Raw genomic sequence first — 17,962 nt, forward strand, 5'->3', positions numbered from 1 at the left:
CATGAATTTTCTGATGAAGATCAAGCAATTGCACGATGGCGTCTTCGGCCTTGCCGAGAAGCTGACGGAGGGCTGGCTTCTCGGCCTCTTCGCCCGCTTCGTCTTCTTCGCCGTGCTCTATTTCTACTTCCTGAACTCCTTTGGCACCAAGGTCGGCGAAGGCTTTGCAGGCTTCTTCCAGATCCAGGACGGCGCCTACTATCAGATTGCACCCAAGGCGATGGATGCCGTCAGCGGCGACGTCGGCGCACTGCCCTTCTTCCCCTGGAAGATCATCGTGCCGCTCGGCACCTATATGGAGCTTATCCTGCCGGCACTGGTCGTGCTCGGCCTCTTCACCCGCGTCGCCGCCGTCGGCATGATCGGCTTCGTCATCGTCCAGACGCTCACCGACATTTACGGCCACATGGCCGACGCACAAACCATCGGCGCGCTCTTCGACCGCTTCCCCGACAGCCTCATTTCCGACCAGCGCCTGCTCTGGAGCGTACCGCTTGTCTATCTGGCGCTGAAGGGCGGTGGGGCGATCTCGCTTGATGCAATTCTGTCCAGACTCGCGCCGAAGCCGCAATGGGCCTGACGCAGACCAGAAGAGACCCCCGGCAGGGAAACCGGGGGCCTCTTCCAATCAAACCGGAGGAGTTTATTGGGAATTAAGTCAGCTTAGTTGAGCTGGCCTTCGATCGCCTTCGGAGCTTCGCTCTTCGAGGCGACGATATCGATGCGGCGCGGTTTCATCGTTTCAGGAATTTCGCGCACGAGGTCGATGTGGAGCAAGCCGTTCTTCAGCGAGGCGCCGCGCACTTCGACATAGTCGGCGAGCTGGAAGCGGCGCTCGAAGGCGCGCTTGGCAATGCCGCGATAGAGATAGTCGACATCCTTGTCGATTTCGGCAGATTTTTCACCCTTCACGGTCAGCGCATGTTCGCGCGCTTCGATGGAAAGTTCGCTTTCGTCGAAGCCGGCAACGGCCATGGTGATGCGATAGGCGTTCTCACCCGTCCGCTCGATATTGTAGGGCGGATAGCTCTGCGACTGGTCGGGCTGGCCGACGCCGTCAAGCATGTTGAAAAGGCGGTCGAAGCCGACGGTGGAGCGATAAAGGGGAGAGTAGTCGATGTGACGCATGATGTCCTCCTGAGAAGCGACGTCAGTCAATGTTTTCAATGCCTCAGGCCCCGGTTCTGGCGGCGGGAGGCGGTTCGCGAAGACCCGTTTGGCATCTTCGAAGAAACAGATGGGAATTGATTTTTGCGCTTCAAGAGGGGATGACATGAAACACTCGAAATCACGAATCCGGTGACCGCATTGCTCTATCAGACGCCCGACAATCCGCTGCCGCCCGTGCATATGGAAGGCACCTTTCGGACCCACGACGGGATCGATCTGCGCTATGCCGTCTTCAAGGGCAAGGCATCGCCGCCCAAGGGCACGGTCGTGCTACTGCCGGGCCGCAGCGAACCGATCGAGAAATATGCCGAGACGATCACCGACATCACCAATGCGGGTCTCTGGGTCGCAACCTTCGACCTGCGCGGCCAGGGCGGTTCGCCGCGGCTTGCCAGGAACAAGCGCCTTGGACACGTGCGGCGCTTCAGCGATTACCAGAAGGATCTGGACGCCTTCTTCGAGCAGATCGTTCTGCCCGACGCCAAGCTGCCCTTCTTCCTCGTCGCGCATTCGACCGGCGGCCTGATTGCGCTGGCAAGTGCGCGGCGGCTCGCCAACCGGGTGGAGCGGATCGTCGTCTCCGCGCCCTTCCTGGGCCTCGCCTCGACACGCCCCTCGCCGCGCCTGGTGCGCTTCGTCGCCGGCCTCATGTGCCTGATCGGCCTTGGCGGACACGCCTCCCGCAAGGACGCCGATTATTCAAAGTTCGAGGGCAATGCCGTCACCTCGGACCCGGTGCGCTTCGCCCGCAACCAGGCGATCTTCGACGCGTATCCCGAACTGACGCTCGGCCCGCCGACGTGGCGCTGGGTGTATGAATGCCTGAAGGCAGGCCGCAAGGTCGTCTCGCCGGCCTATCTGCAATCCATCACCGTGCCGACCCTCATCCTCGGCCCCACTGCCGACCGCGTCGCCTCCTACCCGGAGATCGAACGCATGTCGCGCTACTTCCGGGCCGGCAAGCTGATCCCGATCAACGGATCGGAGCACGAGGTCTTCCAGGAGGCCGAGAAATATCGCGCACAAGCCATGGCCGCACTCTTCGCCTTCATTCCCGGCGGCTTTTCCGAGCCGGTGCGCCTGATCGAAGAGGATGAGACTGCGCAAAAGGCGGCAGGCTGATCAGCCTGCCAGCAGCTCCAGCGCCTGGCGATGCAGCGCAGGCGTGGCGGCGGCAACGATGCGCCCGCCCATTTCCGGACGCCCGCCATCCCAGGTCGTGATGACACCGCCGGCATTCTCGATGATCGGAATGATGCCGCCCACGTCGTATGGCTTCAGCTGGTTCTCGACCACGAGATCGATATTGCCGCTCGCGACCAGCATATAGGCATAGCAGTCGCAGCCGTAGCGGAAGAGCCTCACGGTCTTTTCGACAGCGCGATACTTCCGCTCGTCCTCGCCCGCAAAAAGATGCGGCGATGTCGAAAACAGCGTCGCATTGGCGATGTCCCCGCAGTCCCGCGTCCTGATCTGCCGCGCCCCGCCGGGCCCGGTGTAATAGGACGCCTTGCCATCGGAGAAATAGCGCTCGCCCGTGAAGGGCTGGTCGACCAGACCCATCTTCGCCCGGCCGCCGCTGTACAGGCCGATCAGCGTGCCCCAGACCGGCAGGCCGGAAATGAAGGCGCGCGTGCCGTCGATCGGATCGATGACCCAGACATTCTCGCGGTCGAGCCCGACATTGCCATGCTCTTCACCCAGAATCCCGTGATCCGGAAAGGCACGCTCGATTTCCGCGCGGATCGCCTCTTCCGCCGCGCGGTCCCCTTCCGTCACCGGATCGAAGCCGCCGGCCTCCTTGTTGACCACGGCGGCCCCTGCCCGGAAACGCGGCAGCGTCTCGCGCGCGGCAACTTCGGCAAGGCGATCGAAAAACGCTCTGTCTGGCAACATGGGGTTCCTCGTGTCAGCGCGCGAGCCGCGCTTTTCGTGTGCAGATGTTGCTATGCTTAAACCGGAATTTCGCCGCGAAGGAAAGAGCGTCTTTTGACATTTGCCGCCATGCCCACCAGGAGTGGGTAAAATTTGAGCACGAAAAAAATCTGCTTAAATCCTGTGCCAAATCCGTTGACATTGGTGCGTTGCAATATTAATGTCATCTTACAGTCGCTCGCGGCTGTAATACCCTCCTTGGGTGTTTCCTCCCTAGATTTGACCGCGCCCAACGGCGCGGTTTTTTTTGACCTCGCCGCTCCGCCCTCATGCTGAGGCGCCGCCCGCAGGGCGCGTGGCGCAGGCGCCTCGGGATGAGGTCGCGACATGCCAAAACCCTCGGGAAAAACCTCTCCCGAGTTCCACTCCGGTTCTGCCGCTCTTGCCCCCTGTCTCGGGCCAAAAACTTCCGGAGAGCCACGCTGACGCGCCGCCCAGTTGGTAGTTTAAAAATAACGGCGGAGCGCCAGCGCGACCCGTCGAGATTGCCAAGGGGAGCCTCATCCGACTCCATTCCTCAAGCGCGGGCCGCCTCGCTAAACCGCCTGCGGAGGCAGACGGGTTCTCAGGCAAAGCCTGGCCGCCGAGCTATTCGCAGCCCATCGGGGGAGTCGTTTCGTCGGGTGTTGTTTCACCCGCCGCCGCCCGCGCCCCCTGATGATATCCACCGCACGTTACGATGAACACCATCAGGCTCTCCTCCCGCCTGAACCAGCCGTCGCTGGCCCATCCGGTGACGGGAGGGGTGTAGGATAAGGGGATATTTTGAGAGTGGGGAAAACGGTGCGGCTGGGTTCGCCTCTCCCCTTGTGGGAGAGGAAGCGATTTCAACATCTTAGCTTCAGCTAAGTGTTAGAAATCGCAGGTGAGGGGGCTGCATTTGTCCCCGCCGTTTCCCCCTCACTTGCAAAATCTACGACTTAGCCTGCGGCTAAGACCGTGATTTTGCTTTCTCCCCACAAGGGGGGGGGGGGGGGGGGATGGCAGTACCCCTACTCCGCCGCAAACGCCATGTCGCCCGACGTCTCCACCACATAATCCGCCAGCCGCATCATGAACTCGCGCAGCAGCCCCGCGATCAGCAGGAACTCCGGCCTCCGCTCCAGCGTCGTTTCATCGACATAAAGCGACCGGTTGACCTCGATCTGGATGGCATGAAGATTGCGGGCCGGGCGGCCGTAATGTTCGGTGATGAAACCGCCGGCATAGGGTTTGTTGCGCACGGTGGCAAAGCCGAGATCGGTGAGGATATCGCTGGCCGCGCGCGTCAGCCGTGACGAAGCGCTTGTGCCATAACGGTCGCCGATGACGATATCCGGCTTTTCCGGCGAACCGGGGATGCGAATATTGCCGGGCATGGAATGGCAATCTATCAGAATGGCCTGGCCGAAGCAGACATGCGTGCGGGCAATCAGCTTGCGCAGGCAGGCGTGATAGGGCTTGTAGACCGCCTCGATGCGGTCCAGCCCCTCATCTGCCGTCAACCGGGTACTGTAGATTTCCGTGTTCTCAGCGACGATACGCGGAATGGTCCCGAGTCCGCCGGCCACGCGCACCGAATTGCGGTTCACATGCGACGGCAGTTCGCCGATGAACATGCGCGGGTCGAGCTCATAAGGCTCGCGGTTCACGTCGAGAAAAGCGCGCGGAAAATGCGCGACGAGCATCGGCGCACCAAGCGACACGGACGAGATGAAAAGTTCATCCACGTAGACGTCTTCGGATTTGCGGATTGTCAGCCCGTCGAGACGCGACTGGGCCATGAAATCGCGGCTGTAGCGGCGTCCGCTATGCGGCGAGTTGAACACAAAGGGGATTGTGTGAGCGGCGGGCTCGAAGACCTCGAAGTCGATGTTTTCCTCGCTCAGGCCGCGCATCATTCCCCTTTACCATGTTTTGTTGTTGTGGTGATTTGCAGTATCAAACATGTTGCCAGCAGGCGGGCGTGAAGTCAAAACCATTCGCGGGAGCCAAAACGGGCTCTTATGCGTTATACAGAGCCTTCGGGGGCTGTGTTCACAGGAAATTTACCCGCTCCAGCATACAACTCATGTTCATATGCCAGAACGAGAAAACACCAGATGCCAGAGAAAATGACCCAGAAGATCCTCCTTGCAGAAGACGACAACGACATGCGCCGTTTCCTGGTCAAGGCGCTCGAGCGCGCCGGCTATAACGTCATGTCCTATGACAATGGCGCCAGCGCCTATGACCGTCTGCGCGAAGAGCCCTTCTCGCTGCTTCTCACCGACATCGTGATGCCGGAAATGGACGGGATCGAACTCGCCCGCCGCGCCACCGAACTCGACCCGGATCTGAAGGTCATGTTCATCACCGGCTTCGCCGCCGTGGCGCTCAACCCGGACTCCCGCGCCCCCAAGGACGCCAAGGTTCTCTCCAAGCCCTTTCACCTTCGCGACCTCGTCGACGAGGTCAACAAGATGCTGGCCGCCTGATCAGGCGACCACCGAAGCTTTTCCACCGATTGATAAAAAAGCTTCAAAAACCCTATTGACGGCGCAAAGCATTTTATGATCTATGCGCCGACATCGGATGGGCGTGTAGCTCAGCGGGAGAGCACTACGTTGACATCGTAGGGGTCACAGGTTCGATCCCTGTCACGCCCACCATCCTTCCTTCACAATTCTGTGTGAATGAAAGTCCGGACCAGCCGCTTCGTCAAGAAGCGGCCGGCGGGCCGATGAACTTCAAGCTGAACATGCACTGCGCCGGGCCGGAATGCCGCAGCCCTGACAATTGCCTTGAGCGATTCGCGCCGGTACATTACCAAAGCATCAGAAACACCGACGATGAGACCACGACCCCCCCCATGACCCGATTCGAGCTGCCGCATAGCCCTTGGGAACATTTCGCCGACGGCGTTGTCCATGTGATCGGCGTCGCCGCCGCCATTGCCGCCACCTCGGCGCTGATTGTCTGGGCGAGCCTGAAACTGCCCACTGATTCGATCTGGCCGCTGACCTTCTACGGCATCGGCATGATCGCCACCTTTTCCCTCTCGGCCGCCTATAACCTGACCCTTCACGGCAGGGTCCGCGCGGTTCTGCGCCGCTTCGACCATGCCGCGATCTATCTGATGATCGCAGGCACCTACACCCCGATCGCCATTCTCGGCCTCGGCGGCTGGCTGGGCTGGTCGCTGGCCGTTGCGACATGGACGCTTGCCCTTGTCGGCATCGTCATGAAGCTCGCCTTCTTCCATCGCTGGCCGCGCGCCGGCTTCTATCTCTATCTCGGCATGGGCTGGCTCGGCATTCTGGCAGCCTGGCCGCTGGTGCAGCATCTGCATCCGAGCGTCCTGATCCTGCTGCTCGGCGGCGGTGTGATCTACACGACCGGCACGATCTTCTATCACTATGATCGCCTCCCCTATTCCCGCGCCATCTGGCACGTTCATGTCCTGGCAGCCGCAGCCATCCATTATGTCGCGGTTCTGATGGCGGTTCCGGCTACGACTTGATCGCCGCCCGGATTTGAGGCATAAGCGGCTCAAGGCTTGGGACCGCCCGCCACCCGCTGGCATTTGCCTTGGTGAAGGTCCCGATGCAGTTCGCGACGAATTGCATCGAACATCCGATTGATGACCGAAGCTTCCATGCATTCGCGCCATCGGCAATGCGGGTCCCGATATTGGCACTGCGAATGCGGCAAGGACTTCAACCATGTCACAATCGATGCCTATTCCCTCGCTTGAAACACTCAAAGATCAGGCGAAACGTCTGCGGACCCGTCTGAAGGACGAAGCACAGAACATTACCCACTCGAAGGCGCTGGAACTGATCGCGGCCCAATATGGCTTCCGCGACTGGAACACGATGGCCGCAAAAGCCGGCAATCGCCCGCCGCTCAATCCCTGGATGCTCGGGTCGAAGGTCTCCGGCCACTATCTCGGCCAACCCTTCACGGCCGAAATCCTCTCCGTGCAGGCACTCGCCCACGCGCCCGGACGCTATCGCATCACGTTCGACTTTGACGAACCGGTGGATGTCGTCACCTTCGACAGCTTCTCCGCCTTCCGCAAGCGCGTGACCTGCACGATCGGCGAGGACGGCCGCACCGTGGAGAAAACCTCCAACGGCCGACCGCACATGGAACTGGAATGGTGAAAGGAAACGAGGCATGAGCACGATCGTCATCACCGGCGCAGGCCGTGGCATTGGCCGCGAACTGGCGCGCGCGGCACTCGCGAAAGGCCACATGGTCTACGGCTCGGTGCGGAGCGAGGCCGATGCGGCAAGGCTGCGCGACGAACTGGGCAGCGCGCTCATGCCACTTGTTTTCGATGTCACGGACAGGGCGGCGATTGCTCGCGAAGCGGCCACCATCGCCGGCCCGGTCGATATCCTGATCAACAATGCCGGCATCATTGGCCCTGAGCCCGAAAAGCAATCGCCGCTTGCGATGGATTTCGACGGCTTCGCCGAAACCCTGGCGATCAACACCATCGCCCCGCTTGCCGTCTCGCAGGGTTTTCTGCCGACGCTCAGACGCTCCGAACACGGTCGCATCCTCACCATCTCGAGCCAGATGTCATCAATGACCTATCGCAAGGCCGACCAGATCGCCTATCGCGCCTCCAAGGCGGCGGTGAACAAGGTGATGCAGGGGCTGGCAACCGCGCTGGAGCCGGATGGCATTCCCGTGATTCTCATCAATCCGGGCTGGGTGAGAACCGATATGGGCGGCCCCTCGGCCGCACTGGACGCCGGTGATGTCGCAGCCGGCATCCTGACGCTGGCAGAAACGCTCACGCTCGCGCAGACAGGCCGCTTCTTCCTGTGGAGCGGCGAGGAAAGCGCGTTCTAGCGCCCAGCGCCACACCACGCCGATCCGTCCCCAGAGCGCGAGCGCGTGGGCTCACCCCGCGATGTCGACCACGCCGCAATCGCCGCTTTCCGAGGCAAAGGCCAACAGCTTGCCGGATTTCGACCAGGCCATGGCGGTGATCGCGCCCTTGCCCGGGCGGCGCAGCACCACTTCCTTCTCGTCCGCCAGACGGACCAGAAGGATCATGCCGTCGATGAAGCCGATCGCCACGACCTCTTCTGCCGGATGGCAGGAGACGGCCGTCGCCATGATATTGCCGCGCGTACCAAGCTCCAGCGGCGGCTTGCCCATCGGGCCATCCTTGGCCGAAAACGGCCAGACGATCGCTGCAGGCGCACCGGACGAGGCCAGCCACTTGCCCTTGACCGACCAGGAGAGCGACTTCACCTTGGCCGGATAGCCGGTCATGCGCATGTGCCGCGCCTCTTCGCCGGGCTTGACATCGATCTTCCAGCCATGCAGCGCATTTTCCTGCATGGCCGTGACGACGAAGCGTCCGTCGGGCGAGAAGGTCACGGCATTATGCGCGCCCTTCCAGTCGAGATCGATCGGCGCGCCCGCGGTCAAGACCCAATGCAGCGTCACGCCGTTATAGCGCGCCGCGGCAATGCGCAGGCCCTTGGGTGCAAAGGCAATCGCTTCGACAGTGCGCTGCTCGGCAAAGCTCTTCACCGTTCCATCGGCAAGCCGCACCCGGGACTCCTTGCCGACACCATAGGCGATCGCCCCTTGCGGGCCGGCGGCCAGCACGGAAATCCACTTGCGCGGTTCTTCCGCCAGCAGTTCCACCCGACCGTCGGCATGAACCCGGTTGACCTTGCCGTCCTCGCCGGAGGTCAGGAGCGTATTGCTGCCCTCGTCCTTGGTCGAAGCAAGCAGCCCCTCATGCACGGCAACTGTCTTGTGGCCCATGTCGAGGCGATGAACCTCGCCAGAAGAAGCCGCGAAGAATGGAACGTCACCCAGAAAGTGGGCGCCGGCAATGTGGCCTTCGAGATCGAGCGGAGCAACGGTGGGCATGGATATGTCTCTGCAAATGAGGCCGCACCCGGCAGGCGCGGCTTTTAGAATGTCAGCCAAGGCTCTAGCGCATCAGCGGGCAAATCGGAATCGATTTTCGCAAGTAACCATGAAAGGAGAGGCCGGTCAGGCCCGCAAGGCGGGTTCCACCATGGAATTGGCCGGTGCAAGCCAGTGATGCAGGTTCAGCCATGCGCCGGCAATCGCATGCTCCATGCCGGCGCTTGGTGGCCAATCCCTGGCAACCGTCAGGCGGCAACCGCCTGGGCTTCGCAGGCCTTGAAGGTCCGCTCCAGCTTTTCCTGATCAAGATCACGGCCAATGAAGACGAGGCGGGTTTCGCGCTTCTCGTGCTCCTTCCATGGACGCTGATGATCGCCCTCGATGATCATATGAACACCTTGCACGACATAGCGCTCCTCGTCGCCGGTGAAGGCGATGATGCCCTTCAGGCGCAGGATTTTCGGACCGTCCAACTGCGTGACCTTCTGAATCCAGGGGAAGAACTTGTCCGGGTTCATCTCGCCGCCGCGCAACGAAATCGACTTCACCGTGACATCATGGATCGCCGAGGGCGCGTCGTGGTGATGGTGATGCCCGTGATCGTGGCCATGGCCGTGATGATCGTGGTCATGGTCGTGATGGTGGTGCCCATGATCGTGATCGCAATCCGGACCGCAGACGTGATCCTCGTATTCGTCGAGGAAATGCGGATCGTTTTCCATCGCCTTTTCGAGGTTGAACGCGCCCTGATCGAGGATCTTGGCGATGTCCACTTCCGAGCGCTTGGCGAACATCACGCGGGCCGCCGGATTGATCGCGCGCACGACGTCTTCGACCTGATGCAGCTCGTCATGCGACACGAGATCGGTCTTGTTGATGATGACGATATCGGCAAAGGCGATCTGGTCTTCCGCCTCGCGGCTGTCCTTCAGCCGCAGCGGCAGATGCTTGGCATCGACAAGAGCGACGACCGCGTCGAGCTCGGTCTTGGCGCGAACGTCGTCATCCATGAAGAAGGTCTGAGCGACCGGAACCGGATCAGCGAGGCCCGTCGTCTCGACAATGATGCCGTCGAAACGGCCGGGACGGCGCATCAGGCCTTCCACGACACGAATCAGGTCGCCGCGTACGGTGCAGCAGACACAGCCATTGTTCATCTCGTAGATTTCTTCATCCGACTCGACGATCAGATCGTTGTCGATGCCGATCTCGCCGAATTCGTTAACGATGACGGCGTATTTTTTGCCATGATTCTCCGTGAGTATGCGGTTGAGCAGCGTCGTCTTGCCGGAGCCGAGATAGCCGGTCAGCACGGTGACGGGAATGGGTTTGATCGCTTGCGCTTGCGTCATGGTCCACCTTCGGGGAAATGGCTTCGATTGGGTGACTATATAGGACGCCCTCACCGGGCATCGCAATAATGGCGTCGAATTAAAAGCCGGCATGAGGAAGGCAGGGAGTGACTGTCATGTTTTTTTCACAATGCAGCCACCGCTGGAACGCACTTCTGCTGCGCTGCGGGATGAAGATGATGGAACAAGCGAATCGTCCGAGCGTTGTTGGGCGGAAGGAGACATCCTATGTCAGCGACACATGCCTCGCCCGCTAAAGCTGCTCCGAGCCATACGCCCGCAAGCAAGCGCGATACGCGCCTTGATGTCTTGCGCGCGCTGGCGCTTCTGATGATCTTCATCGACCATGTCCCCGGCCAGCCGCTTGAGCACTGGACGATGAAGAATTTCGGCTTCTCGGACGCGTCCGAGCTTTTCGTGCTGATATCCGGCATCGCGGTCGCGCTCGCCTATGGCCGCAAATATGATCTGACCAACCTCGCCTCATTGACCGTGAAGGCCTGGCGGCGTGTCGTGACCCTGTTTGCCGCGCATATGACCGGCACGCTTCTGACGGTCGCCATCTTCGTCGGCGCTGCCTGGATGTTCGTGCGTCCGGATCTGCTCACTCAGGTGGCGCTCGGCCCCGTCGTTGCCGACCCCATGAAGGGTCTTGTGGCGCTCGGCACGCTCGGTCACCAGCTCGGCTATAACAACATCCTGCCCATGTACATGGCGCTGATGGCGATAGCCCCGGCCGTGATCTGGCTGGAGCGCCGCAACCCGGCCATGCTGATCGCCATTTCCGCCCTCATCTGGGCGCTGGCCGGCACATGGCGTCTTGGCCCCCCGCGCATGCTCGAGCCCGGCATCTGGTTCTTCAACCCGCTATCCTGGCAGTTCCTCTTCGTCATCGGCTATGTCGGCGCACGTCACATCGCCCGTGGTGGGCGCATCGGCGGCAGCCCCGGCCTGCTCGCCGCCTCCATCACCTATGTGCTTTTCTCGGCCCTCTGGACGATCATGAACCTGGGCGCCCAGTCGAACCTGTCGCTCGGCCTGCCTTTCGTGCTGACAGGCTTCGACAAGACCTATCTGACCGGCTGGCGTCTCGCCCACACGCTGGCGCTGACCTATATCTTCCTGTCGGTGCCGTTCCTGTCGCGCATCACCCGCCTCGGTCTCGACAATTCGCTGGCCGTCATCGGCCGCCATGGTCTGGCAATCTTCCTGATCGGCACCGTACTCTCCGTGCTCGCGCAGGCGATCATGGCAATCATCGGCAACTGGCCGGAAACCGGCCTGCTGCTGATTGCCAACGGCATCTTCATTCAGATCATCGCCGCCTACTGGCTCGACATGCGCGAGACAAACCGCCGGAAAGCCAAGCCGACAGCACCGGCGGCGACCGCTGCCTTGCGTCCCGTCACCGCCTGAACAGCCGGCGCATAAACGCAACGAATGCCCGGCGGCGCGCCTCGCGCCGCCATTCCTCTGCGTTGCGCTCAAGGCTTTCCATATCCGTCCACTTTCCCGGCCAGATATCCGCCGGGACCTCAATGTCGCGACGGATGCGCCGGGCTGGCGCATCGATCTCACCCAAAAATTCCAACCCGCCGGCCCGGTGACTGTCAATCTCGGCCATCTCACCCTCCATGTGAGCGCACCCCTGCGCGCTCCTTGATTCAGGCCTTGATCTTAATTCATTCCCGATAGATTATAATTGCTCAGAAATTCCTGAAATAGATGAATGAAATTCCCCAATGACAGACGCGTCACTGAAGGAAATGCAGGCGATCTGCCGGATCGCGGAAACGGGCAGCTTCGCGCAGGCCGCGGATGATCTTGCTCTCACCCCGTCCGCCGTCTCGAAACTCGTCAACCGTCTGGAATCCCGTCTCGGCATCCGTCTGATCACGCGCACCACCCGGCGCCTCTCGCTGACCTCTGAAGGCGCGACCTATGTCGCCCGCGCTCGCGACATTCTCAACGCGGTCGAGGACGTGGAACAGGAAGTCATGGCCAGCGCGGCCGAACCGTCCGGTGTGCTGCGCGTGAATACCGGAACAGCCTTCGGACGCCACGTGCTGGGGCCGATCGTTCCGGATTTTCTGGCGCGCTATCCGAAAATCCGCCTCGATATCGGGATCGCCGACCGGCAGGTCGATCTGATCGCCGAACAATGGGACGTGGCGATCCGCATGGGCCAGCCGGGCGATCTGTCGCTGGTCATCCGCAAGATCGGCGAATCCTCCCGCGCGATCTGCGCAAGCCCTGCCTATCTCGAGCGCTTTGGTACGCCGAAGACGCCGGCCGATCTGGCGGGCCACAATTGCATCGTCATTTCCGGCTTTCCGTATCTCCGGCGCTGGCCCTTCGCCTCACCCGAAGGCGTCAATCTGCAGGACGTGGGCGGCAATCTGGTGACAGACAGCGCACATCTCATGGTCGATATGATGCTGGCGGGGCTCGGCATCGGGCGGCTGGCGCGTTTCACCATGGCAGAGCCTTTGGCCGATGGCCGGCTTGTCGAAATCCTGAAGGACATGCACCGTATCGACCCCTTCCCGATTCACGCGATCATGCCACCCGGCGGCAATCGCAGCCCCAAAGTCCGCGCCTTCGTCGATTTTCTGGCGGGCCACCCTCTGTTGAAGACCGCACTTTAGGGTACTTCGCGACCCGAGACGGTCTCATTTTTTCGCCGGAGAGTCCTGCTCGGCGAACAACGACAAATCGAAACGCGCGACATCGTAAAGCAGGTCGATCAATCCGCCCGCCGCGCGGTCGATCATCTCCCGGCCCTTCTGGGCAGTCGCCAGCGCTGCGTTTCCGGCCACGCCATCCGGATTGAGATCGCGCATCATCCATCCGAAGGAATGCGGGCCATAGGCCCGCAGATGTCTGAAATCGCGGATGAATTCGCTCTGCCGCGAGGGAAAGTCACGCGCCTTGCCCATGTCGACCAGATCGGGTCTCAGCGCCAGCATGACCGACGTCTCGATATCGCCGCCATGGATGCCCAGCGCCTTTTCCTCAGGCGTCACGAGCCCCACTTCCGCGCCGAAGCGCGTCCAGCTGGTGGCGACGCAGAGCATGCCGAACCGGACCCGCGCTTCGGTCGCCACGATCGTCATCAGCGGCGAGTTGCCGCCATGCGCATTGAGCAGAACGAGACGCTGGATGCCCTGGCCGTTCAGCTCTTCCGCAATACCCAGCCAGCGCTCGACCGCCTCGTGATAGCTCAGTGTCCGCGTACCCGCGACATCCATATGCTCGATCGAATAGCCGACCGGCTCCGCCGGCAGAAAGACGACATCGAGTTCGGCCCGCAGCAGCGTCTCAGCCCGCCGGGCGATCCCCTCTGCGATGATCGCATCGGTTTCAAAAGGCAGATGCGGCCCATGCTGCTCATGCGCGCCAAGCGGCAGAACCGCGATGCGCGCGGCCTTGTTTCCTGCTTTAAGCCCTGTCGAGAGCGTGGACACTTACCAAAACCTCCGTTATCCCTTCCATTAAGAACTCATAGCGTGCCGGGGCACGGAGGCAAGCGGGCAGATGGCAAAGAAAAACAAGGACAAGAAAAAAGACGCCAAGCGGGGGAAACTGACGGCAAGTCCTGCAGATATCGCTTTCGAAGTGGCTCAGGTCGCCCGCCAGTTCCGCACACTGACGTCCAGAACGCTGAGCGATGTCGGCCTCTATGGCGGGCAGGAAGGCGTCATGACGGCGCTGGGCGAAGAAGACGGTCTCACGGCCGGCGCCATTGCAAGCCGCCTCGGCGTGAAGCCGCCGACCATCACCCGCACCATTACCCGCATGGAAGCGCAAGGCCTGCTGACCCGCAAGGGCGGCGAGGATGGCCGCCAGACCACCGTCTGGCTGACCGAGACCGGCCGCGCCAAGCTCGACAGCGTCGAGACCTCCAGCAACACCGTCATGGATGCCGCCTTCCACGATCTCGACGAGAAGCAGATGCGCAAGCTTCTCGAGCTGTTGCAGCAGGTCAGCGACAACCTCGAGACCGCCCTTTCCGCCGAAGGGTGAACGCCGCTTACGGACGGAAATTGTTGCAAGGGGCCTTAAAACCGTTTACTTAAAATTTTTAAGTCAGCGGAAAGCGGGGCGCAGACCCTGCGATATCAAGCGTCGGGGAGGCAACGTGGCGCAAAAGATCAAGCTTTCGACGATCGCCGAGTCGCTCGGCGTTTCCACGGCCACCGTTTCGCTTGCACTGCGCGACAGTCCGCTGGTCGCCGCCGCAACCCGCGAGAAGATCAAGGAACAGTCGCGCGCGCTCGGCTATATCTACAATCGCCGCGCCGCCAGTCTCCGAACCTCCCGCTCCGGCATCATCGGCGTCGTGGTGCATGACATCCAGAACCCGTTTTATGCCGAAATCCTGAAGGCGATCGAAAGCGAACTCGACCGCTCCAGTCACACCTTCATCCTGTCGAACCATTACGACTCGGTCGAAAAGCAGCGCAATTTCGTCGAAACGCTGTTGCAGCTCGGCGGCGACGGCGTCATCATGTCGCCGGCCATCGGCACGCCGCGCGAGGATCTGGAGCTGGCGGAAAACAACGGCATGCCGGCCATTCTGGTCGCCCGTTCGGTCGAAAACCTCGACCTGCCCACCTATCGCGGCGACGACAGCTATGGCATTTCGCTCGCCACCAACCACCTGATCGGCCTTGGTCATCGCACCATCGCCATGGTCGGCGGCACCGACCAGACCTCGACCGGCCGCGACCGCTATCAGGGCTATGTCAACGCACTGAAAAAGGCCAATATCCCGGTCGATCCGGCGTTACGCATCGCCGGCCCGCGCTCCAAGCAGGGTGGCTTCGAGGCCGCCGTGCATTTCCTGTCGCTGCCGCAGAAGCCGACCGCCGCCGTCTGCTGGAACGATCTCGTCGCCATCGGCTTCATGAACGGTATCGCGCGTGCCGGCCTCATGCCCGGCCGCGACATTTCCGTCACCGGCTATGACGACCTGGAAGAGGCGGCAATCGCCACGCCCGGCCTCACCACCGTGTGGAACGGGCAGTCGGAAGTCGGCCGCCTCGCCGCCCGCGCCCTGCTCGACAAGCTTTCCGGCAGCCATGAGCCGGACGGGATCCACCTGATCAAGCCGGAAATGCGTATCCGCCAATCCACCGCGCCGCTGCATCGGAGTTGATATCCATGTCGAAGGTCTCGATCCTCACCGCCGGCAAGGTCCACCCACGCGTTATCGAACGGCTTGAACCCCATTTCGATCTTGTTCGGATCGAACGGGCAGACCCGGCCCTGATCACGCCCGAGATCGCCGAGAAGGTCCGCGGCGCAACCGGCTTCAACGGCATGCCAGCCGATCTGATGGCCGCGCTTCCCAAACTCGAGATCGTCGCCAATTTCGGCGTCGGCTATGATGGCGTGAATGTCGCCCATGCCGCCGCCAACAACATCATCGTCACCAACACGCCGGATGTGTTGAACGAGGAAGTGGCCGACACCACGCTCGGCCTGCTGATCAATACCGTTCGCCTGCTGCCCAAGGCCGAAACCTTTCTGCGCGACGGCCGCTGGGAAAAGGATGGCGCCTTCATGCTGTCGCCGCTCTCGCTGCGTGGCCGGACCGTCGGTCTCTATGGCCTCGGCCGCATCGGCCTCGAAATTGCCCAGCGCGTGGCGGCCTTCAATCTGCCGGTGAGCTATCACACGCGCAGCGAACGCAAGGACGTGACCTATCGCTACCATCCGACGCTGGAAGCGCTGGCGGACGCCGTCGATACGCTGATCTGTATCGTTCCGAAGACGCCGCAGACCCACAAGACGATCAATGCCGACATTCTGAAGCGTCTCGGGCCAAACGGCGTCCTCATCAATGTCGGCCGCGGCTGGACCGTGGACGAGGATGCGCTGGCCGACGCGCTGGAAAGCAGGACCATCGCCGCCGCCGGTCTCGATGTCTTTCAGGATGAGCCCCATGTGCCGGCGCGCCTGTTGGCGCTCGACAATGCCTGCCTGCTGCCGCATGTCGCTTCCGCCTCGGTTCCGACGCGCAACGCCATGGCCGACCTGACGGCCGAAAACCTGATCTCGTGGTTCGAGAAGGGGCGTCCGATCACCCCCGTCCCGGAGACACCGTTCAGGGGATGAAGAGGATCAACCTGATCTTCGTCATTGTCCGACCTCAATAACCGGTTAATATCCTGTTCTCGCGTTAGACTTCTGTTAGGAATTGGCGCGCAACATGTTTTTATTGGCATGGACAGTGCGTTGCTTCGTCTGGTCCGTCATCGCGTGACGGTTCGGCGCAAGCAGATGTCTCCGAAGGCAAAGGAGAGACACATGAAGTTGATACTCGTCGCCACGACGCTCGCGATTGCCGGAGCGACGGCAAGCTATCTGGCACCCTCGCCACAGCAAAACCCCGGCGTGGATACGATGACGACGGCCGCCATCGGCAATCCCTCCAGCTACTCGGTCTCCAATATCGCCGAAGGCAAGGCCTGCGTGATCAAGCGCGGCAAGCCCGCTTCGACGCGGACTTTCGCCCTGAAGAGTGAACCGGGCTGCGACGATGTGTGGCCGGGTCTCGATCAGGCGCGCAACTGGACGGAGAATGCCGACGGCAGCGTCGCTCTCACCGACAAGGCCGGCAGGCAGGTGATCATGATCGCTCCCGGCGACGGCATCGGCTATGTCGCTGTCGATCCGCCATCCGCGGCCCTCACCCTGACCGCGGTGCGGTGAAGACGGCGGCTCACGCCGCCAGCTTGCGCGATGCCTGATAGGCCCTGACCGCTTCCCCGAAGGCCGTGAAAAGCGCGTTGGACGGCGCGTCCTTGCCGACCCAATATTCCGGATGCCACTGAACGCCGACGGCAAAGGCCTTTGCGCCGATGACGGAGACGGCCTCGATCGTGCCGTCTTCGGCAACAGCCTCAACCGCAAGATTGGGCGCGGCTTGCGAAATCGCCTGACGATGCAGCGAATTGACCTTGAAGGCCCCCGCACCGAGCGCGCCGGCGAGACAGGACCCTTCCTTGACCACGACCGTCTGATGGATTTCATACTGCACGTCGCGGTCGGGGACTTCGCGGCGGCGATGATCGGCAACGCCGGGCATCTCCTGGATTTCGCTGGCGAGTGTGCCCCCCAGCGCCACGTTCAGTTCCTGAATGCCACGGCAGATCGCCAGAAGCGGGACGCCGCGCTCGATCGCCCGGCGGATGAGCGGCATGGTCGTGGCATCGCGCGCCGGATCAAAAGGCCCGTCCTTTTCTTCCGCCACCTTGCCGTAGAGCGAGGGATGAACATTCGAGCGGGAGCCGGACAAAAGAACGCCATCCACCCGGTCCAGCACTTCATCGATATCGTGCTCCGTCTCCAGCGCCGGCACGATCAGCGGCAGAACCCCGGCGCCCTTGATGGCTGCGTTCACATATTGGGTCTGGACGGCATGCCAGGTCGTTCCGTCAAGTTCACGAATATCGGCGGGAATGACGACGACAGGCATGCTCATGAAAGGTCTCCATTTGATCAAGTTTGGCGAACATCTCGCCGGAAATGACGCAAGTCAATCGAAATTACAACGAGTTCGAGGCTGAAGACGTCCGAAAAAGTTTGGAACATTTATCAAAAAGCCATTTTCTTGCAGAGACTTA

At 61.6% G+C, this 17,962-nt stretch carries 20 protein-coding genes and 1 tRNA gene; 13 read left to right on the plus strand and 8 right to left on the minus strand.

Going from position 1 to position 17,962, the window contains the following annotated elements; all coding sequences use genetic code 11:
* Position 1 precedes the first annotated feature (1 nt).
* Positions 2-580, plus strand: a complete 579-nt coding sequence (locus tag LQK83_RS19455) for a DoxX family protein (RefSeq protein WP_230839089.1) — start codon at positions 2-4, stop codon at positions 578-580.
* A gap of 83 nt (positions 581-663) precedes the next feature.
* Here the strand turns inward: LQK83_RS19455 and LQK83_RS19460 are convergent, their stop codons facing one another.
* Positions 664-1,128, minus strand: a complete 465-nt coding sequence (locus LQK83_RS19460; RefSeq protein WP_230839090.1) for an Hsp20 family protein — start codon at positions 1,126-1,128, stop codon at positions 664-666.
* A gap of 171 nt (positions 1,129-1,299) precedes the next feature.
* Between LQK83_RS19460 and LQK83_RS19465 the strand changes: the two genes are divergently transcribed.
* Positions 1,300-2,292, plus strand: a complete 993-nt coding sequence (locus LQK83_RS19465; protein ID WP_230839092.1) for an alpha/beta fold hydrolase — start codon at positions 1,300-1,302, stop codon at positions 2,290-2,292.
* Here the strand turns inward: LQK83_RS19465 and hisN are convergent, their stop codons facing one another.
* Positions 2,293-3,066, minus strand: coding sequence for a histidinol-phosphatase (gene hisN, locus LQK83_RS19470; protein ID WP_230839098.1), 774 nt, complete (start codon positions 3,064-3,066; stop codon positions 2,293-2,295).
* 1,031 nt (positions 3,067-4,097) lie between these two features.
* Complete coding sequence (locus LQK83_RS19475) at positions 4,098-4,982, minus strand: N-formylglutamate amidohydrolase (RefSeq protein ID WP_230839179.1); 885 nt, start codon at positions 4,980-4,982, stop codon at positions 4,098-4,100.
* 216 nt (positions 4,983-5,198) lie between these two features.
* Here LQK83_RS19475 and cpdR1 point away from each other — a divergent pair, with 216 nt between their 5' ends.
* The 5 genes from cpdR1 to LQK83_RS19500 all read left to right on the plus strand — a co-directional run bounded on the left by cpdR1 (position 5,199) and on the right by LQK83_RS19500 (position 7,932).
* Positions 5,199-5,561, plus strand: coding sequence for a response regulator CpdR1 (gene cpdR1, locus LQK83_RS19480; RefSeq protein ID WP_109858444.1), 363 nt, complete (start codon positions 5,199-5,201; stop codon positions 5,559-5,561).
* Between the two features lie 99 nt (positions 5,562-5,660).
* A tRNA-Val gene (locus LQK83_RS19485) sits at positions 5,661-5,735 on the plus strand.
* Positions 5,736-5,935: 200 nt separating this feature from the next.
* Positions 5,936-6,586: a PAQR family membrane homeostasis protein TrhA gene (trhA, locus tag LQK83_RS19490; protein WP_230839099.1), complete on the plus strand. Its 651-nt coding sequence runs from the start codon at positions 5,936-5,938 to the stop codon at positions 6,584-6,586.
* 202 nt (positions 6,587-6,788) lie between these two features.
* The gene (locus LQK83_RS19495) at positions 6,789-7,232 is read left to right on the plus strand and encodes a glyoxalase superfamily protein (RefSeq protein WP_230839101.1); all 444 of its coding nucleotides are present in this window, start codon (positions 6,789-6,791) and stop codon (positions 7,230-7,232) included.
* Between the two features lie 13 nt (positions 7,233-7,245).
* Entirely contained in the window at positions 7,246-7,932 is a 687-nt protein-coding gene (locus tag LQK83_RS19500) for an SDR family NAD(P)-dependent oxidoreductase (RefSeq protein ID WP_230839103.1), read from the plus strand.
* Between the two features lie 51 nt (positions 7,933-7,983).
* Here LQK83_RS19500 and LQK83_RS19505 read toward each other — a convergent pair whose 3' ends face one another.
* Positions 7,984-8,973, minus strand: a complete 990-nt coding sequence (locus LQK83_RS19505) for a WD40 repeat domain-containing protein (RefSeq protein WP_230839104.1) — start codon at positions 8,971-8,973, stop codon at positions 7,984-7,986.
* 248 nt (positions 8,974-9,221) lie between these two features.
* A complete protein-coding gene (locus tag LQK83_RS19510; RefSeq protein ID WP_230839106.1) occupies positions 9,222-10,328 on the minus strand; it encodes a CobW family GTP-binding protein in 1,107 nt (368 codons plus the stop codon).
* Between the two features lie 228 nt (positions 10,329-10,556).
* Here LQK83_RS19510 and LQK83_RS19515 point away from each other — a divergent pair, with 228 nt between their 5' ends.
* Entirely contained in the window at positions 10,557-11,744 is a 1,188-nt protein-coding gene (locus LQK83_RS19515) for an OpgC family protein (protein WP_230839107.1), read from the plus strand.
* On the opposite strand, the gene LQK83_RS19520 is transcribed toward LQK83_RS19515, so the two are convergent.
* Complete coding sequence (locus LQK83_RS19520) at positions 11,734-11,952, minus strand: hypothetical protein (protein ID WP_230839108.1); 219 nt, start codon at positions 11,950-11,952, stop codon at positions 11,734-11,736. The two genes, LQK83_RS19515 and LQK83_RS19520, sit on opposite strands and share 11 nt — an antisense overlap.
* Positions 11,953-12,070: 118 nt before the next feature.
* On the opposite strand from LQK83_RS19520, the gene LQK83_RS19525 reads away from it, so the two are divergent.
* Entirely contained in the window at positions 12,071-12,976 is a 906-nt protein-coding gene (locus tag LQK83_RS19525) for a LysR family transcriptional regulator (RefSeq protein WP_230839110.1), read from the plus strand.
* Positions 12,977-13,000: 24 nt separating this feature from the next.
* Here the strand turns inward: LQK83_RS19525 and LQK83_RS19530 are convergent, their stop codons facing one another.
* Complete coding sequence (locus LQK83_RS19530; protein WP_230839112.1) at positions 13,001-13,795, minus strand: creatininase family protein; 795 nt, start codon at positions 13,793-13,795, stop codon at positions 13,001-13,003.
* 70 nt (positions 13,796-13,865) lie between these two features.
* On the opposite strand from LQK83_RS19530, the gene LQK83_RS19535 reads away from it, so the two are divergent.
* From LQK83_RS19535 to LQK83_RS19550, 4 genes are all read left to right on the plus strand, one after another.
* Positions 13,866-14,354: a MarR family winged helix-turn-helix transcriptional regulator gene (locus LQK83_RS19535; protein WP_230839113.1), complete on the plus strand. Its 489-nt coding sequence runs from the start codon at positions 13,866-13,868 to the stop codon at positions 14,352-14,354.
* Positions 14,355-14,469: 115 nt separating this feature from the next.
* On the plus strand, positions 14,470-15,489 hold the full coding sequence (locus LQK83_RS19540) for a LacI family DNA-binding transcriptional regulator (protein ID WP_230839114.1): 1,020 nt from the start codon (positions 14,470-14,472) through the stop codon (positions 15,487-15,489).
* Positions 15,490-15,494: 5 nt separating this feature from the next.
* Positions 15,495-16,451 (plus strand): 2-hydroxyacid dehydrogenase, encoded by a 957-nt coding sequence (locus LQK83_RS19545; RefSeq protein ID WP_230839116.1) that lies wholly within the window; start codon positions 15,495-15,497, stop codon positions 16,449-16,451.
* Between the two features lie 192 nt (positions 16,452-16,643).
* Entirely contained in the window at positions 16,644-17,048 is a 405-nt protein-coding gene (locus LQK83_RS19550; RefSeq protein WP_230839117.1) for a hypothetical protein, read from the plus strand.
* Between the two features lie 10 nt (positions 17,049-17,058).
* Here the strand turns inward: LQK83_RS19550 and LQK83_RS19555 are convergent, their stop codons facing one another.
* Positions 17,059-17,820, minus strand: coding sequence for a gamma-glutamyl-gamma-aminobutyrate hydrolase family protein (locus tag LQK83_RS19555; RefSeq protein ID WP_230839118.1), 762 nt, complete (start codon positions 17,818-17,820; stop codon positions 17,059-17,061).
* Between the last annotated feature and the right edge of the window lie 142 nt (positions 17,821-17,962).

Source organism: Rhizobium sp. C1 (assembly GCF_021026335.1).
Classification (GTDB): domain Bacteria; phylum Pseudomonadota; class Alphaproteobacteria; order Rhizobiales; family Rhizobiaceae; genus Ensifer_A.

Coding starts and splice junctions, on each gene's coding strand:
- LQK83_RS19460 (WP_230839090.1), bottom strand. CDS start 1,128: ATGCGTCACATCGACTACTCTCCCCTTTATCGCTCCACCGTCGGCTTC.
- LQK83_RS19535 (WP_230839113.1), top strand. CDS start 13,866: ATGGCAAAGAAAAACAAGGACAAGAAAAAAGACGCCAAGCGGGGGAAA.
- LQK83_RS19500 (WP_230839103.1), top strand. CDS start 7,246: ATGAGCACGATCGTCATCACCGGCGCAGGCCGTGGCATTGGCCGCGAA.
- LQK83_RS19555 (WP_230839118.1), bottom strand. CDS start 17,820: ATGAGCATGCCTGTCGTCGTCATTCCCGCCGATATTCGTGAACTTGAC.
- LQK83_RS19495 (WP_230839101.1), top strand. CDS start 6,789: ATGTCACAATCGATGCCTATTCCCTCGCTTGAAACACTCAAAGATCAG.
- LQK83_RS19550 (WP_230839117.1), top strand. CDS start 16,644: ATGAAGTTGATACTCGTCGCCACGACGCTCGCGATTGCCGGAGCGACG.
- cpdR1 (WP_109858444.1), top strand. CDS start 5,199: ATGACCCAGAAGATCCTCCTTGCAGAAGACGACAACGACATGCGCCGT.
- hisN (WP_230839098.1), bottom strand. CDS start 3,066: ATGTTGCCAGACAGAGCGTTTTTCGATCGCCTTGCCGAAGTTGCCGCG.
- LQK83_RS19545 (WP_230839116.1), top strand. CDS start 15,495: ATGTCGAAGGTCTCGATCCTCACCGCCGGCAAGGTCCACCCACGCGTT.
- LQK83_RS19505 (WP_230839104.1), bottom strand. CDS start 8,973: ATGCCCACCGTTGCTCCGCTCGATCTCGAAGGCCACATTGCCGGCGCC.
- LQK83_RS19510 (WP_230839106.1), bottom strand. CDS start 10,328: ATGACGCAAGCGCAAGCGATCAAACCCATTCCCGTCACCGTGCTGACC.
- trhA (WP_230839099.1), top strand. CDS start 5,936: ATGACCCGATTCGAGCTGCCGCATAGCCCTTGGGAACATTTCGCCGAC.
- LQK83_RS19515 (WP_230839107.1), top strand. CDS start 10,557: ATGTCAGCGACACATGCCTCGCCCGCTAAAGCTGCTCCGAGCCATACG.
- LQK83_RS19475 (WP_230839179.1), bottom strand. CDS start 4,982: ATGCGCGGCCTGAGCGAGGAAAACATCGACTTCGAGGTCTTCGAGCCC.
- LQK83_RS19520 (WP_230839108.1), bottom strand. CDS start 11,952: ATGGCCGAGATTGACAGTCACCGGGCCGGCGGGTTGGAATTTTTGGGT.
- LQK83_RS19525 (WP_230839110.1), top strand. CDS start 12,071: ATGACAGACGCGTCACTGAAGGAAATGCAGGCGATCTGCCGGATCGCG.
- LQK83_RS19455 (WP_230839089.1), top strand. CDS start 2: ATGAATTTTCTGATGAAGATCAAGCAATTGCACGATGGCGTCTTCGGC.